Source organism: Streptomyces sp. NPDC093111, assembly GCF_040683955.1.
In the GTDB taxonomy this organism is placed as follows: domain Bacteria; phylum Actinomycetota; class Actinomycetes; order Streptomycetales; family Streptomycetaceae; genus Streptomyces.
In genome coordinates, this window is the sequence record NZ_JBFBNW010000001.1 from 249935 (window position 1) to 263549 (window position 13615).

Below are 13615 nucleotides of genomic sequence, written 5' to 3' on the forward strand. Positions count from 1 at the left end.
CTCTGTCACGCTGAATGACGACCGGCAATCGGTGGCACGCCCTATCGGATTCGTGTCCGTGCCGTGGTCCGTGCGTATCCGTGGCGTATCCGTGGGGAGAGCAGACACACATGAAATTCGAGAATCTGCGTGTCGTCGTGACCGGCGCGTCCCGCTATTTCGGCCGCGCCCTCGCTGTCGGATTCGCCCATCTCGGCGCCGAGGTCTATGTGTCGGCGCGCACCGTGGAGGCGGCCGAGCGCACCCGCTCCGAGGTCATGGGCTCGGCCCGTGACCGCATCCACGCCTTCGGCTGCGACCTGAGCCGCCCCGCCGAGATCCGCGAGTTCGCGGCCCGGGTCGGCGAGCGCACCGACCGGGTCGACCTCCTGGTCAACAACGGGGCCCGGTGGCTGGACGGCATGGACCTGGAGGCGGCCAGCGACGCCGAGATCGTCGAGACGATCGAGTCGACGGCCGGCGGCACCGTCCTGATGGTGAAGCACTTCCTGCCGCTGCTGCGCGGCTCGCTGCGCCCCGACATCGTGAACATGGTCGCCGTGCGCGACGCCGAGGGCGCCTCCGCGGGCGCCGCCCACGAGGCTTTCTGGGCGGCGAAGAGCGCGCAGGCCGGATTCGCCGACATCCTCTCCCGCCGGCTGCGGCCGTCCGGGGTGCGGGTGTTCTCGCTCTTCCCGCCGGACTTCTCGACCTCCGACCCGCGCTTCGCGGAATGGGACGGCTCGAATCCCGACGGAATAGCCCCCGACGAGAAGCTGACCACCCAGGCGCTCTTCGAATGCATCGTGTACGCCGTCGAGCAGCCCCGTGACTGCTTCATCCGCTCGTTCCACTTCGAACCCCGCTGACCGAAACCGCCGATCGCGCACCAGCCGACCGCGGTACCGCCGACCCGAACTCGCTGAAGCTCACCGCCCCACAGCGTCAAGGAGGTCCCATGAGCACCCCTGTCTGGATCACCGCGACCCCTCCGGCCACCCATGGCGAACTGCACATCGGACACCTCGCCGGCCCCTACGTCGCGGCCGACGTCCTCACCCGCTACCTGCGGGCCGAGGGCGAGCCGGTCCGGTTCACCACCGGTACCGCCGACCACGCCAGCTCGGTGGAGGTCAGAGCGCTGCGCCACAACCGCAAGCCGGAGGAGGTCGCCGAGGGCTACCGCGCGGCGATCACCGCGGACTGGCTGCGGTCCGGCGTCGAGTTCGACCACATCGTGCGGCCGCGCCGCGACAAGGGCTACGCACGCTGGGTGCAGGAGCTCTTCAGCCGCCTGTACGCGCAAGGGGTCATCGCCCCGCGCACCCGGCTGCTGCCGTACTGCGAGCCGTGCGAGCGGTGGCTGCACGGGGCGCACGTCACCGGCAGCTGCCCGCACTGCGGGGCCACCAGCGACGGCGGCATGTGCCACGAGTGCGCCCGCCCCAACGACGGCGGCGACCTCATCTCGCCGCGCTGCTCGCTCTGCGACACCCCGGCGCAGGCCAAGCGCTGCCGGCGGCTCTACGTACCCCTGGAGCCGTTCCGCGAGACCCTCGCCGAGTACTGGGCGGAGGCCGGCCTGCCGCCGCGCCTGGCCGCGCTGTGCGAGTCGCTGGTCGAGGACGGGCTGCCGGACATCGCCGTCGGGCACCCCGCCGACTGGGGCCTGCCGGTGCCGGTCGAGGGCTTCCCCGAGCACCGCATCGACGGCTGTTTCGAGGCCGCCGCCATGCACCTGTTCGGCTACGACACCAAGGGCCCGCTGCCCCGCCGCACCATCCACTTCTGCGGGTTCGGGCACGCCTTCTGCCACGCGGTGCTGCTGCCGGTGCTGCTCCTCGCGCAGGACGTGAAGCTGCCGCAGGAGTTCAACGTCAACGAGTCGTACATCGTGGAGGAGGGCGTCCGCGAGGGCAACGTGTGGGCGCTCGACCTGCTCACCGAGTACGGCTCCGACACGCTGCGCCGCCATGTCCTCCAGGCCCGCCCGACCGGCCGCCGCACCGTCTTCCAGCGCGACCGGCTCGCCGCCGCCCGCCTGGAGCTCGACGAGAACTGGAACAGCTGGCTGGCCCGGCTGTTCGCGTCCGTCCGCGAGGAGTGCGACGGGCTCGCCCCGCAGGCCATGCCGGGCGGCACCGGCTGGGAGATCCTGGAGCGGCGGCTGCACCGGGGCGTGGACGACCTGCGCGAGGCGTACGGCCCCGACGCCTTCGACCCGCGCCGCGCGGTGGCCGTGCTCGACGAGATGGTCCGCTCGGTGGCCGACTTCGGCCACGTCAACGCCCACGAGCGCTGCCGGCCCAGCAACTCCTGCCGCCATCTGCCGTCGCTCGCCGCCCAGTTGGCGGTGGCCTCCGCGCTGTCCGCGTGGTCGCGGCCGGTGATGCCGGAGGGCGCGGACCGGCTGGCGTCGGCGCTCCAGGTGGCGCCGGGACGCCCGGTCGACTGGTCGGCCCTGATCGCCCCGCTGCCGGGGACGCGGCTCGCGCCGCCCTCCGGTCCGGTCTACGGGTTCTGACGGACTCGCACCGGATTCCTGCGCCCACGACTACTAATCAGCTAAGTAACTCAGTAAACGAGTACGTGAGAAACACGAGCAACGCAGTCCCCATCCCCGCCGCGTGACCGTGCGCGCGACGCGCAGGGGCACGCGGCCCTCCCCACAGGAGCCCCCCGTGTCCCTGCGCGTCGCCATGCTCAGCGTCCACACTTCCCCGCTCCACCAGCCCGGAACCGGGGACGCCGGCGGAATGAACGTCTACATGGTCGAACTCTCCCGGGCCCTCGCCGAACAGGGCGTGGAGGTAGACCTGTTCACCCGCTGTCGCGGCGAGGGCCGGCCCGGCCTGGAGGACCTCGCGCCCGGCGTCCGGGTCCGGCACCTGCACGCGGGGCCGCGCCGGCCGCTGCCCAAGGAGGCCATGCCCGACCTGGTGGTGCCGTTCTCGCTGGCCCTGCTCAAGGAGCGGCGGCGCTACGACCTGGTCCACTCGCACTACTGGCTGTCGGGGCAGGCCGGGCGGATCGCCTCGTTCGGCTGGGGGATACCGCTGGTGCACACCGCGCACACGCTGGCCCTGGTGAAGAACGCGCACCTCTCCGACGGCGACCACCCCGAGCCCGAGCTGCGGATCCGCGGCGAGCGGCAGGTGGTGGGCGACGCCGACCGGCTGATCGCCAACACCACCGACGAGGCGGAGGCGCTGCGCTCCCTGTACGGGGCGGCGCCGCCGCGCACCGAGGTGGTCCGGCCGGGGGTGGACCTGCGCACCTTCGGGCCGGGCGCGGGCCGGGCGGCGGCCCGGGTGCGGCTGGGGCTCCCGGCCGACGCCTTCGTCCCGCTGTACGCGGGGAGAATCCAGCCGCTGAAGGGGCCCGACGTCCTGGTGCGGGCCGTCGCCGAGCTGCTGCGGATGGCGCCCGAGCTGCGCCGGCGGCTGCTGGTGCCGGTGGTGGGCGGGCACTCGGGGGCGGGCCGGGAGGGCTCGATGTGGCGGCTCGCGGAGGAGCTGGGGGTCGCGGACGTGCTCCAGGCCTGCCCTCCCGTACCGCAGGAGCGGCTGGCCGAGTGGTACCGGGCGGCGGACGTGCTCGTGGTGCCCTCGCGCTCGGAGTCCTTCGGGCTGGTGGCGCTGGAGGCGCAGGCCTGCGGGACGCCGGTGCTCGCGGCGGCGGTGGGCGGGCTGCCGACGGCGGTGTGGGACGGGGTGACCGGGATGCTCGTACGGGGTCACGACCCGGTGGAGTACGCCCGCCGGCTGCGGTGGCTCGCGGCGCACCCGCAGGCGCGGGTGTCGATGGGGGAGGCCGCGGTGCGGCACGCGCAGGGGATGAGCTGGCGCACCTCCGCCGCGCGGACGGTCGACGTCTACGAGGACGCGCTGGCGGGTCTGTCGCACCGGGCGGGCGGGGTGGGGCAAGGGCGGCGGCACGCCCCTGCCCCGACGGCCCCTCTCTCCTGGAGGAACGAGAAGGCCGTAGTTCAAGTCTAGCATCTCTTTTGGTCCGACCAAAGGTTAGGGAAGCTCCGGATGCTCCAATTCCGTTGCCGGGGCGGCGCATTGACGCACTCACGCCATGGCGGGTGCACGCACAGAACAACTATGGATTCGCTTCCAGGGGCGGAACAGAATAGAGATGTCTTCAGGGAACGCCCGGCGGCACGGGCCCCCAGAAGGCGGAATTCACATTCTCACTCCTGGAGGAATCATGTCCGCTCAGCAGAACACCGGTGTGCGCAAGACGGTCCGCCAGTTCACCCTCGCCCTGGTCGCGTGTCTGGCCGTCGCCGGAGGTGCGGCCGTGGCCACCGCCGAGGACGGCGCCGCCGCCCCGCAGCAGAACGCCGGCGTGACCAACGAGTGGCCCTTCGTGGACCCGACGCCCACCCCCACCCCGACCAACTGAGCTTCTGCCGGACACAATTCGGCAGCGAAAAGGCCCCGCAATCGACCTGCCACGATTGCGGGGCCTTTCCGTGTCCCCCATGCGTTCCGTTTCGCGGAATGTTCTTCCCTGTCAGTCCAGCCAGCCGAGCCGCACCGCGCGCACGCCGGCCTCGAAGCGGCTCGACGCCCCCAATTCCTGCATGAGTTCGGACAGCATGCGGCTCACCGTGCGCAGCGAGACGCCGAGGTTCCGGGCGATCTTCTCGTCCTTCATTCCGGTCGCCAGCATCTGGAGCGCGGCTCGCTGCTGCTCGGACAGGCCGTCGCCGCCGCGTTCCACGGAGGTCTCGTCGCCGTAGGGGGCGGCCGTGTGCCAGCAGTGCTCGTAGAGGCCCAGGTAGGAGCGGACGAGGGCGGAGCCGCGGGCCAGGATGGCGCCCTCGCGCCCGTCCTCGGGGCGGATCGGCAGCAGCGCGTACTGCTGGTCGGCGATCACCATGTTCATCGGCACCGACCGCGCGACCTTGATCTCCACGCCCATCTCGATCCGCATGCGCAGCAGTTCGGCGACGTCCGGCAGGTCGGCGTGGGCCCGGGAGTAGATGGCGCGGACCCGCACGCCGTTCTCCAGCTGCCGCCGGTCCCGGTCCAGAGTCCGCGCCTGCGCCTGGCGGCTCGGGCCGCCGGGGTGCATCGAGGCGGAGCTCTCCTGGATGACGTCGGTGATGTCCTCCAGCGTCTGCTGGATCCTGCGGTAGTCGGTGAGCGCCTCGACCTCGACCTCGGAGCCCGCCAGGGCGCTCGCCCGCAGGAAGGTGCCGGCCAGGGTCTCCAGGGTGCTGAACGCCCGGTCGGCCTCGGCCAGGTGCTCTCTCAGCCGGACCCGTTCCCGGTCCAGGAGACGCAGCAGGGCGATCTCCGGGGCGACGGACGCCACCGTGTCGGCGTCCGGACGCCAGGCGGCGTTGCGTACGTCGGTGACGGTGGCGTGGGTGCTGTTGGTCGGCACGATCAGGCCCAGCGCGATCAGTTCGGCCCGACATCGCTCGTACTCCTCGGGCGCGAACCCTAACGCGGCCGCGGTCTCGGTGAAGTGGGACGCCCCTCGCCTGCGCAGTTCCTGATAGAGAGTCACCAGTTGGCCGGTCGTCGTGCGGCCCTCCGTGCCGTCGCCCGTCGTGACCATGGCGAACCACCCCCCTATCGTCGCGAATCGATCGTCCCGACCGTCCAGGCTACGCGGTGTGTTTGTGCGTCTCGCCGTCCAGGAGGCCGAGGCGGGCGGCCTTCACCCCCGCCTCGAAGCGGCTGGCGGCGTCCAGTTCCTGCATGACCTCGGAGATCAGCCGGCTCACGGTGCGCAGCGAGACGCCCAGGTTGCGCGCGACCTGCTCGTCCTTGATCCCGGAGGCGAGCATCCGCAGCGCGGCCCGCTGCTGCTCGGACAGTCCGTCGCCGCCGTGCTCGGCGGGTTCCTCGTGGCCGTACGGGGTGGCGGCGTGCCAGCAGTACCCGTACAGGGCGCGGTAGGAGCGGACCAGGCCGGGGCCGCGGGCCAGGATGGCGGCCGACTCGGGGTCGTGCGGATCGGTGGGCAGCAGGGCGAAGTTGTCGTCGGCGAGGACCATGTTCATGGGGACGACGGGGGAGAGGCGGACCTCGACGCCGAGCGCGGTGCGCTCGGCGAGGTGCTGCACCATCTCCGGTACGGCGCCGACGCGTTGGCTGTACATGGCGTGGACGCGCACCCCGCGCGCCACCCTGCGGCGGTCCCATTCCAACTCCAGTGCCATCTCCTCGCGCCGGACCGCGCCGGTCAGCATGGAGTGGACCGATTCGCGGACCGTGTCCGTCAGTTCGGCCAGCTCGCGGCGGACCTGGGCCGGGTCGTCGACGATCTCGACCTCGACCTCGGAGCCGGGTTCGAGGCCGGCCCGCAGAAACGGTCCCGCGAGGGTTTCCAGGGTGGTGTGGGCGCGGCTGGTCTCGGCCAGCCGGTTCTCCAGCCGGTCGCGTTCGTGCTGGAGCAGGTGGAGCAGGGCGATGTCGGGGGCGACGACGACGGGGGCGGGCCGCTCGGGGGTGATGCGCCCGTGGTCGAGCAGCCCGAGGGCGATCAGCTCGTCACGGCAGCGCTCGCGCTCGGTGTCGGTCAGTTCGAGGCGGCGTGCGACGGCTTCGAAGGGGTCGGCCGGGGTGGCACGAAGCGCCTGGTAGAGAGTGAGGGCCTGGTCGCTTCCCGCTCGCGCTCCGGCGGCGTTTTTGGACACGGCGCAGCAGACTCCCCTCGGATCGCGCGGATCCCGTTGAAACGCCCCGCTCGACCCTGCCACACATTCGAACGCGACGCACGGTGTTCAAGCGTTTTCAGCGCGAACGGTGCTCTTTGTCGCAGTCGGGGCAAACGCCCTTGAAGACCACCTCGGCGTCGCTCATCCGCCACTGCGGCAGACTGCCGCGCGGCGGGGCGGGGGCGGTCGCGTCCACGTTCTCCACCCGGCCGCACTCGACGCACAGGGCGTGCTGGTGCGGCGGGCCGGACACCTCGAAGACGGCCGGCAGCCCGGGGCGGTCGAACTTGCTGACCAGGCCCGTCTCCTGGAAGTGCCGCAGCATCTCATACACGGCCTGGCTGGTCAGGGTGCCGAGCCGCTCACGGGCGGTCCCGGTGATCGCCTCGACGTCGAGATGGCCGCCGGCGGCGAGCACGGTGAGCACCTCCAGGCGCGGTCCGGTGACCCGCAGACCGACGTCGCGCAGGCGCTGGATCACCGCCTCGCGGCCCGTCAGCTCTTCCACGACTGCCATCTTCTCCGCCCGCAACCTGGTCGGCCCAAACCTTTGTGGGCATCGTACCTCTTGGCCGTCCTTGTCGTCAGTGGGTCGCCCCCGGGCGTACCCGGGGGGCCCGGTCAGTCCTCGGTCCGGCAGACCAGCAGCACGCTCTCGGTCCGCTCGTCGATGCGGTGCCGCCGCCGGCCCTCGATGTGCAGACCGGCCGAGTGCAGCTCGGCCGCGAGGTGCTCGCCGTCGACGATCCACTTGTCGGTGGTCAGCACGACCCGCTCGGTGGACAGCTTGCCGGTGCGGGCCGAGTAGTACGTGATCCGCTCGCTCATCGAGCGCAGGTCGAAGACCTGCCGGGCCACCACCCACTCGTCGATCCCGTCGAACCGCGGCACCTGGAAGGCCCAGGTGCGCTGCGGTTCCGCGATCAGCCCCGGTGCCAGGTGGGCCGTGTAGTCGAGCGCGAGCGCTCCGCCCGCCCCCAGGTGCGAGGCGATCTCGCGCAGCAGCCGGGGCCGTGCGCGGGGCGGTACGGCGGAGACCATCGCGCCGGCGAGCAGCGCCAGCCGGTAGTCGCCGTCGAGCCGCAGCTCGGTGAGGTCGGCCCGGGTGGTCACGATCAGCTCGGCGACCTGCGGGCCGATGCGCCGGGCCCAGGACTCGAGGCGTTCCAGTGCGGGGCCGTCCCGGTCCACGGCTTCCACGGCGAAGCCGTGCCGGGCGAAGGGGACGGCGAGCCGTCCGGCGCCGGAGCCGAGATCGAGGACGGGGCCGCCGGTGGAGCGGGCGAGACTGAGGTACCGGACGATGTCGGCGCTGTGCGGGCCGAGGAGCGCGTCGTAGAGCCAGACCGAGTCCTCGTCGCCGGGGGAGACCGTTTCGAGTCCGGGAAGGGTGTCGGACTTGACGCGGATGCCGGCGCCGGGGGCGGGCAGTTCGAGGGCGTCGAGGGCGTCGAGCGTCTCGACGGAGATGCCGGGGTGGCCGTATCGGGACGGCAGGACCGGCGCGAGCGCTGCGGGCACAGCGGGCAGGGAAGTGCCGCTCGGTGTGTGCATCGCTCCTCCAGGGGCTCGCTCGGTCCATGCCGTCCGGGCGAAGCTCCCGTGCCGCCGGGGCCGCGCCGCTGTGCTCCATCCTGACCGGGGTCGGAGGGGCGATTCCAGCGGATCCGGGGGCGTGAACACGCGATGGCGTGTGTCTGCCACGAACGCGTGGCCGAATGCGGGGGAGGAGGGGGGCTGCTGCGGCGTACGGAGCCGTCAGAGGGTGCGGTTCAGGCGGGTGGGGCTGAGGGGGGCGAAGCCGAGCCGGTCGAAGAAGGGCAGGGAGGGGTCCTGCTCGCTGGGCAGGGTGACCCGCTGCTCGGTGGCGCCGAAGGAGGTCATCCGTTCGCCGGCCGCCGCCAGGAGCGCCGTGCCCACGCCGCCGCGCCGGGCACCGGGGACGACGGCGAGCGCGTAGATCTCGCCCTCGCCCGGCATCGGCACCCCGCCGGCCGCGACGCCGATCACCGTGCCGTCCGCGCCGGTCGCCACCAGCCAGCCGAGCCAGCCGGGCGCACCGCCGGGAATTTCAATTTCCGCACGGATACGGGGAAGTGCGCATTGTGTGGAGACAAGGCGCCCGGTCGGCATTTCTCCGAGAATTTCCGTATAGCTACCCCGAATGGACTCGGCAAGCAGCCTGGATATCGTCGTCGCGTCCGCGGCGCCCGCCGCCCGCACGTCACCCAGCTGCATTGGTTCGTACCCTTCGACGTGCCCAGCTGAACGTCAACATACCCACAATAGCGGGGAATTCAGACGGCTGTGACCGATGTGAAATCTACGAATTCGCTTAGTATTTAATTGGGGAAGGAGCAGCAGGCGATGATCAGAGGCGAGACGGCCAGTCCGGCGGTCGCGATCGTGAGCATCCCGCGCAGTACCGGGTGCCCGGCACTGTGCGGGGTGAGGATGCGGCGCATGCGCAGCGCGGCCGAAGGACCGCCCGCCGCGAATGCCTCGCGCGGCGCCTTGCCGGAGGCAAGTGCGTAGAGCGCGGTGGCGAGCGCGTCGCGCGAACATCGGCGCAACGCCCGGTCGTCCGCGGCCATTTCGAGCAGCAGGGGCACCGCCGTGGCGCCGTGCCGGGCGAGCGGCAGATACGGGAACGCGGCGGCGAACGACTCGGTCGCGGCGACCAGGATGTGGTGCCGCCCGGAGATGTGGGCCCGCTCGTGCGCGAGCGCGGCGGCGAGCTGCGGGGGCGTGAGGGTGCGCAGCGCGCCGGACGAGACCACCACCCGGCGGGAGCGGCCCGGCAGGCAGTAGACGGCGGGGTGTTCGTGCTCCAGGATGGTCGCCCGCAGCTCCGGGTCGTACCGTCCGACGAGCCGCAGCGTCGCCGCGTGCCGCAGCCGCAGCCGCCGGGCCCGCAGCAGGGCGCGGGCGAAGCCGGCGACGGGCACGGCGATCAGGGCGGCGGCGATCGCGGCGGCGACGTACTCGCGCTCGTCGAGGTGGAGCAGCCGCTCGGCGGGCGGCATCTGGAGCGCGAACAGCGCGTCGCTCAGCCGGTGTCCGGTCCGGCTCGGCAGCATCAGCTGGGCGGAGAGCAGGGCCACGCTGGAGGCGAAGAGCGCCCCGCTCGCGGCCCACACGGCGAGCGCGAGCCGCGGCACCTGCTGCGCCCAGCGGGCCCGCACCAGCAGCCACGGCACCAGGAGGCCCGTACAGAGGGCGAGCCCGAGCGGGGGGAGGGTGTGGTGGTTCATCCGTCCTCGCCGTGGGCGCGCCGGGCGGTGCGCAGTGCCGCGTCGAGGGCGGCCATGTCCTCGTCGGAGATGGTCTCCACGAAGCGCAGCAGCGCGGCGGGCCGGTCCTGGCTGTCGCCGAGCGCGTCCTGCATGAGGCCGGCGGTGTACTCCTCGCGGCTGCGGACGGGCTCGTACAGCCAGGCCCGGCCCGACTTCTCGCGCCGCAGCCAGCCCTTGCGGTGGAGTATGTCGGCGACCGTCATCACCGTGGTGTAGGCGACGCGGCGCCCCAGATTGATGTCCTCGACGACCTCGCGGACCGTCGCGGGCCGCTGCCAGGCCCACAGTCGGTCCATGATCTCGGCCTCCAGCTCTCCCAGCCGGCGCACGTGCATCCCCTCCCGTCACGGGCGGCTCATCGTACGGGCCGCCTCCCCCGCACAGATATACCCCCCAGGGGTACGATGGCGGGATGACTACTCCGATACGGAACCGCCCGTGCGCGAAGGTCTGCGGAATCGAAGTCCCCGGCTCGGCGGAACTGGTGCTCCTCCGTCAGGTGCTCGGCCTGTGTGTTCGGCTGAGCGTCCGACTGTCCACCGGCTGCCCTTCGCACAAGGGCGGTTGACTCTCTCTTTACTTGTCCTGACGCCGACTGCGTCAGGTCCGGTTCGACGAAACGCGGCGGGATTCCGGCCCTGAGGGCCAGGATTCCCGCCGCGCTCGTGTCCGGTTCAGGCCCGGATCAGGTCCGGATCAGGCGGGCGATCGCCTTCGACGCCTCGCCGACCTTCACCTTGGCCTGGTCGCCGCCGGCCTCGATGGCCTCCGTGACGCAGCAGCTGAGGTGCTCGTCCAGGAGGGCGACCGCGCAGGACTGGAGCGCCGCGTTGATCGCGGAGACCTGGGTGAGGACGTCGATGCAGTAGACGTCCTCGTCCACCATCCGCTGCACCCCCCGGACCTGGCCCTCGATGCGCCTCAGGCGTCTGATGATGTCTTCCTTGTGCTGTCCGTAACCGGCCACGGCGGCCTCCTCGTCACATCACGGGCCGACGGCTACTTGTCGGCGGCTTGGAAACCACGCAGGCGGAGGCTGTTGCCCACGACGAAGACCGAGGAGAAGGCCATCGCCGCTCCGGCGATCATCGGGTTGAGCAGTCCGGCCGCGGCGAGCGGCAGGGCGGCCACGTTGTAGGCGAAGGCCCAGAACAGGTTCGAGCGGATGGTGCCGAGGGTCTTGCGGGAGAGCCGGATCGCGTCCGCCGCCGCCCGCAGGTCGCCCCGTACGAGGGTCAGGTCGCCGGCCTCGATGGCGGCGTCGGTGCCGGTGCCCATCGCGAGGCCGAGGTCGGCCTGGGCGAGCGCGGCGGCGTCGTTGACGCCGTCGCCGACCATGGCGACCGAACGGCCCTCGGCCTGGAGGCGCTTGACGACGTCGACCTTGTCCTGCGGCATGACCTCGGCGATCACCTCGGCGATGCCGACCTCGGCGGCGACGGCCTCGGCGACCGCCTTGTTGTCGCCGGTGAGCAGGATCGGGGTGAGGCCGAGGGCCTTGAGCCGGCGGATGGCCTCCGGGCTGGTCTCCTTGACCGCGTCGGCGACTTCCAGGACCGCGCGGGCCTCGCCGTCCCAGGCGACCGCGATGGCGGTCTTGCCGGCCTTCTCGGCGGCGTCCTTGGCGGCCTTGAGGGACGGGCTGAGCTCCATCGCCCACTCTTCGAGCAGCTTCTCGCGGCCGACGAGGACGGCGTGGCCGTCGACGACGCCCTGGACGCCGAGTCCGGGGATGTTGGCGAAGTCCTCGGGGGTGGGCAGGGTGCCGACGCGGGCGGCGGCGCCGCCGGCGACGGCCTGGGCGATCGGGTGCTCGGAGGAGTGCTCCAGGGCGCCCGCGAGGCGCAGGACGTCGTTCTCGTCGGTGCCGGCGGCGGTGTGGACCTTGATGAGGGTCATCCGGCCGGTGGTGACGGTGCCGGTCTTGTCGAGGACGATGGTGTCGACCTTGCGGGTGGTCTCCAGGACCTCCGGGCCCTTGATCAGGATGCCGAGCTGGGCGCCGCGGCCGGTGCCGACCATGAGGGCGGTCGGGGTGGCCAGGCCGAGGGCGCAGGGGCAGGCGATGATCAGGACGGCGACGGCGGCGGTGAACGCGGCGGTGAGTCCCTGGCCGGTGCCGAGCCAGAAGCCGAGGGTGCCGAGGGCGAGCGCGATGACGATCGGCACGAAGACGGCGGAGATCTTGTCGGCGAGGCGCTGGGCGGCGGCCTTGCCGTTCTGGGCGTCCTCGACCAGCTTGGCCATGCGGGCCAGCTGGGTGTCGGAGCCGACCCGGGTGGCCTCGACGACCAGGCGTCCGCCGGCGTTCAGGGTGGCGCCGGTGACGGAGTCGCCGGCCGAGACCTCGACCGGGACGGACTCGCCGGTGAGCATGGAGGCGTCGACGGCGGAGGAGCCCTCGACCACGGTGCCGTCGGTGGCGATCTTCTCGCCGGGGCGGACCAGGAAGCGGTCGCCGACCTGGAGGTCGGCGGTCGGTACGGTGACCTCCTGACCGTTCTTGAGAACGGTCACCTCCTTGGCGCCCAGCTGCATCAGCGCCTTGAGCGCGGCGCCGGCCTTGCGCTTCGAGCGGGCCTCGAAGTAGCGCCCGGCCAGGATGAAGGCGGTGACGCCGGCCGCGGCCTCCAGGTAGATGTTCCCGGCGCCGTCGGTGCGGGCGATCGTGAACTCGAAGGCGTGGGTCATCCCCGGGGTGCCGGCGGTGCCGAAGAACAGCGCCCACAGGGACCACAGGAACGCGGCGATGGTGCCGACCGAGATCAGCGTGTCCATGGTCGCGGCGCCGTGCTTGGCGTTGGTCCAGGCGGCCTTGTGGAAGGGCCAGGCGGCGTAGACGACGACCGGCGCGGTGAGCGTGAGGCTCAGCCACTGCCAGTACTCGATCTGGAGGGCCGGGACCATCGCCATCGCGATGGTCGGCACGGCGAGCGCGACGGCGGTGATCAGGCGCTGCTTGAGCGGGCGGAGCTCGGCGTCGGCGATCTCCTCGTCGGAGGGGCCCTCCGGGCCGCCGGTGGCGGCCGGGCGCTCGGGCTCCGGCTCCTTGGCGGAGTAGCCGGTGGCCTCGACGGTGGCGATCAGCGCGGCGACGTCGATGTCGGCGTCGAAGGTGACCTTCGCCTTCTCGGTCGCGTAGTTGACGGTGGCCTCGACCCCGTCCATGCGGTTGAGCTTCTTCTCGATGCGGGCCGCGCACGAGGCGCAGGTCATGCCGCCGATGGCGAGCTCGACCTGGGCGGTGCCCGGAGTGGTCGTTGTCATGAAACTGCTCCTCGGTGTGGCGAGTTCGGGGGCCGGGGCCCGGGCGTGGTGGTCGAGCCCCGGCGGCCGTTGTCGGCGCTGGGGGCGCCGGTCAGGCGCGGCCGGTCAGCTCGTAGCCCGCGTCGTCGATCGCGGCGGCGATCGCGGCGTCGTCGGGCTCGCCGCCGGTGGTGACGGTCACCCGGCCGGCGGCGATGTCGACGTCCACGGTGATGACGCCGTCGAGCGCGCTGACGGAGTTGGTGATGGCGGTCTTGCAGTGGCCGCAGGTCATGCCGGAGACGGCGTAGACGGTGGCGGTGGTGTCGGCGACGGCGGTGGCCGTCGAGATCTCGACGGTGTTGGTCGAGCAGCTGCCGTCAGGGGTGCAGCAGGAACCCATGGCTTC

14 protein-coding genes are annotated in these 13615 nt (G+C 72.2%); 4 read left to right on the forward strand and 10 right to left on the reverse strand.

All coding sequences use genetic code 11. The features are described 5' to 3' along the window. Window positions 1-110: 110 nt before the first annotated feature. The 4 genes from AB0Q96_RS01165 (at window position 111) to AB0Q96_RS01180 (ending at window position 4392) form a co-directional block, all read left to right on the forward strand. Window positions 111-848, forward strand: coding sequence for an SDR family oxidoreductase (locus tag AB0Q96_RS01165; protein ID WP_365320932.1), 738 nt, complete (start codon window positions 111-113; stop codon window positions 846-848). Window positions 849-937: 89 nt separating this feature from the next. Continuing rightward, window positions 938-2503, forward strand: coding sequence for a class I tRNA ligase family protein (locus AB0Q96_RS01170; RefSeq protein ID WP_365320933.1), 1566 nt, complete (start codon window positions 938-940; stop codon window positions 2501-2503). 175 nt (window positions 2504-2678) lie between these two features. Continuing rightward, entirely contained in the window at window positions 2679-3977 is a 1299-nt protein-coding gene (gene mshA, locus AB0Q96_RS01175) for a D-inositol-3-phosphate glycosyltransferase (RefSeq protein WP_365321176.1), read from the forward strand. A 217-nt stretch (window positions 3978-4194) separates the two neighbouring features. Further along, entirely contained in the window at window positions 4195-4392 is a 198-nt protein-coding gene (locus AB0Q96_RS01180) for a hypothetical protein (protein WP_365320934.1), read from the forward strand. Between the two features lie 111 nt (window positions 4393-4503). Here AB0Q96_RS01180 and AB0Q96_RS01185 read toward each other — a convergent pair whose 3' ends face one another. From AB0Q96_RS01185 to AB0Q96_RS01230, 10 genes are all read right to left on the reverse strand, one after another. Continuing rightward, entirely contained in the window at window positions 4504-5559 is a 1056-nt protein-coding gene (locus AB0Q96_RS01185; RefSeq protein WP_365320935.1) for a helix-turn-helix domain-containing protein, read from the reverse strand. Between the two features lie 49 nt (window positions 5560-5608). After that, a complete protein-coding gene (locus tag AB0Q96_RS01190; RefSeq protein WP_365320936.1) occupies window positions 5609-6643 on the reverse strand; it encodes a helix-turn-helix domain-containing protein in 1035 nt (344 codons plus the stop codon). Between the two features lie 97 nt (window positions 6644-6740). Beyond that, window positions 6741-7181, reverse strand: a complete 441-nt coding sequence (locus tag AB0Q96_RS01195; protein WP_365320937.1) for a transcriptional repressor — start codon at window positions 7179-7181, stop codon at window positions 6741-6743. A gap of 104 nt (window positions 7182-7285) precedes the next feature. Next, window positions 7286-8185 carry a class I SAM-dependent methyltransferase gene (locus AB0Q96_RS01200; RefSeq protein WP_365320938.1) on the reverse strand — a complete coding sequence of 300 codons (900 nt, stop codon included), beginning with the start codon at window positions 8183-8185 and terminating at the stop codon, window positions 7286-7288. Window positions 8186-8422: 237 nt separating this feature from the next. After that, window positions 8423-8797 carry a GNAT family N-acetyltransferase gene (locus tag AB0Q96_RS01205; RefSeq protein ID WP_365320939.1) on the reverse strand — a complete coding sequence of 125 codons (375 nt, stop codon included), beginning with the start codon at window positions 8795-8797 and terminating at the stop codon, window positions 8423-8425. Window positions 8798-9006: 209 nt separating this feature from the next. After that, a complete protein-coding gene (locus AB0Q96_RS01210) occupies window positions 9007-9918 on the reverse strand; it encodes a M56 family metallopeptidase (protein ID WP_365320940.1) in 912 nt (303 codons plus the stop codon). Next, window positions 9915-10289 (reverse strand): BlaI/MecI/CopY family transcriptional regulator, encoded by a 375-nt coding sequence (locus AB0Q96_RS01215; protein WP_351656911.1) that lies wholly within the window; start codon window positions 10287-10289, stop codon window positions 9915-9917. Before AB0Q96_RS01215 ends, AB0Q96_RS01210 begins: the two co-directional genes overlap by 4 nt. A gap of 356 nt (window positions 10290-10645) precedes the next feature. Beyond that, window positions 10646-10927, reverse strand: a complete 282-nt coding sequence (locus tag AB0Q96_RS01220; RefSeq protein ID WP_046906527.1) for a metal-sensitive transcriptional regulator — start codon at window positions 10925-10927, stop codon at window positions 10646-10648. A gap of 32 nt (window positions 10928-10959) precedes the next feature. Further along, complete coding sequence (locus AB0Q96_RS01225) at window positions 10960-13227, reverse strand: heavy metal translocating P-type ATPase (RefSeq protein WP_365320941.1); 2268 nt, start codon at window positions 13225-13227, stop codon at window positions 10960-10962. A 91-nt stretch (window positions 13228-13318) separates the two neighbouring features. Further along, a complete protein-coding gene (locus AB0Q96_RS01230) occupies window positions 13319-13609 on the reverse strand; it encodes a cation transporter (RefSeq protein WP_365320942.1) in 291 nt (96 codons plus the stop codon). Between the last annotated feature and the right edge of the window lie 6 nt (window positions 13610-13615).

Excerpts from the sequence above, each read along its gene's own strand:
- AB0Q96_RS01210 (WP_365320940.1), bottom strand. The coding sequence starts at position 9,918 with ATGAACCACCACACCCTCCCCCCGCTCGGGCTCGCCCTCTGTACGGGC.
- AB0Q96_RS01205 (WP_365320939.1), bottom strand. The coding sequence starts at position 8,797 with ATGCCGACCGGGCGCCTTGTCTCCACACAATGCGCACTTCCCCGTATC.
- AB0Q96_RS01230 (WP_365320942.1), bottom strand. The coding sequence starts at position 13,609 with ATGGGTTCCTGCTGCACCCCTGACGGCAGCTGCTCGACCAACACCGTC.
- AB0Q96_RS01185 (WP_365320935.1), bottom strand. The coding sequence starts at position 5,559 with ATGGTCACGACGGGCGACGGCACGGAGGGCCGCACGACGACCGGCCAA.
- AB0Q96_RS01170 (WP_365320933.1), top strand. The coding sequence starts at position 938 with ATGAGCACCCCTGTCTGGATCACCGCGACCCCTCCGGCCACCCATGGC.
- AB0Q96_RS01180 (WP_365320934.1), top strand. The coding sequence starts at position 4,195 with ATGTCCGCTCAGCAGAACACCGGTGTGCGCAAGACGGTCCGCCAGTTC.
- AB0Q96_RS01165 (WP_365320932.1), top strand. The coding sequence starts at position 111 with ATGAAATTCGAGAATCTGCGTGTCGTCGTGACCGGCGCGTCCCGCTAT.
- AB0Q96_RS01195 (WP_365320937.1), bottom strand. The coding sequence starts at position 7,181 with ATGGCAGTCGTGGAAGAGCTGACGGGCCGCGAGGCGGTGATCCAGCGC.
- AB0Q96_RS01225 (WP_365320941.1), bottom strand. The coding sequence starts at position 13,227 with ATGACAACGACCACTCCGGGCACCGCCCAGGTCGAGCTCGCCATCGGC.
- mshA (WP_365321176.1), top strand. The coding sequence starts at position 2,679 with ATGCTCAGCGTCCACACTTCCCCGCTCCACCAGCCCGGAACCGGGGAC.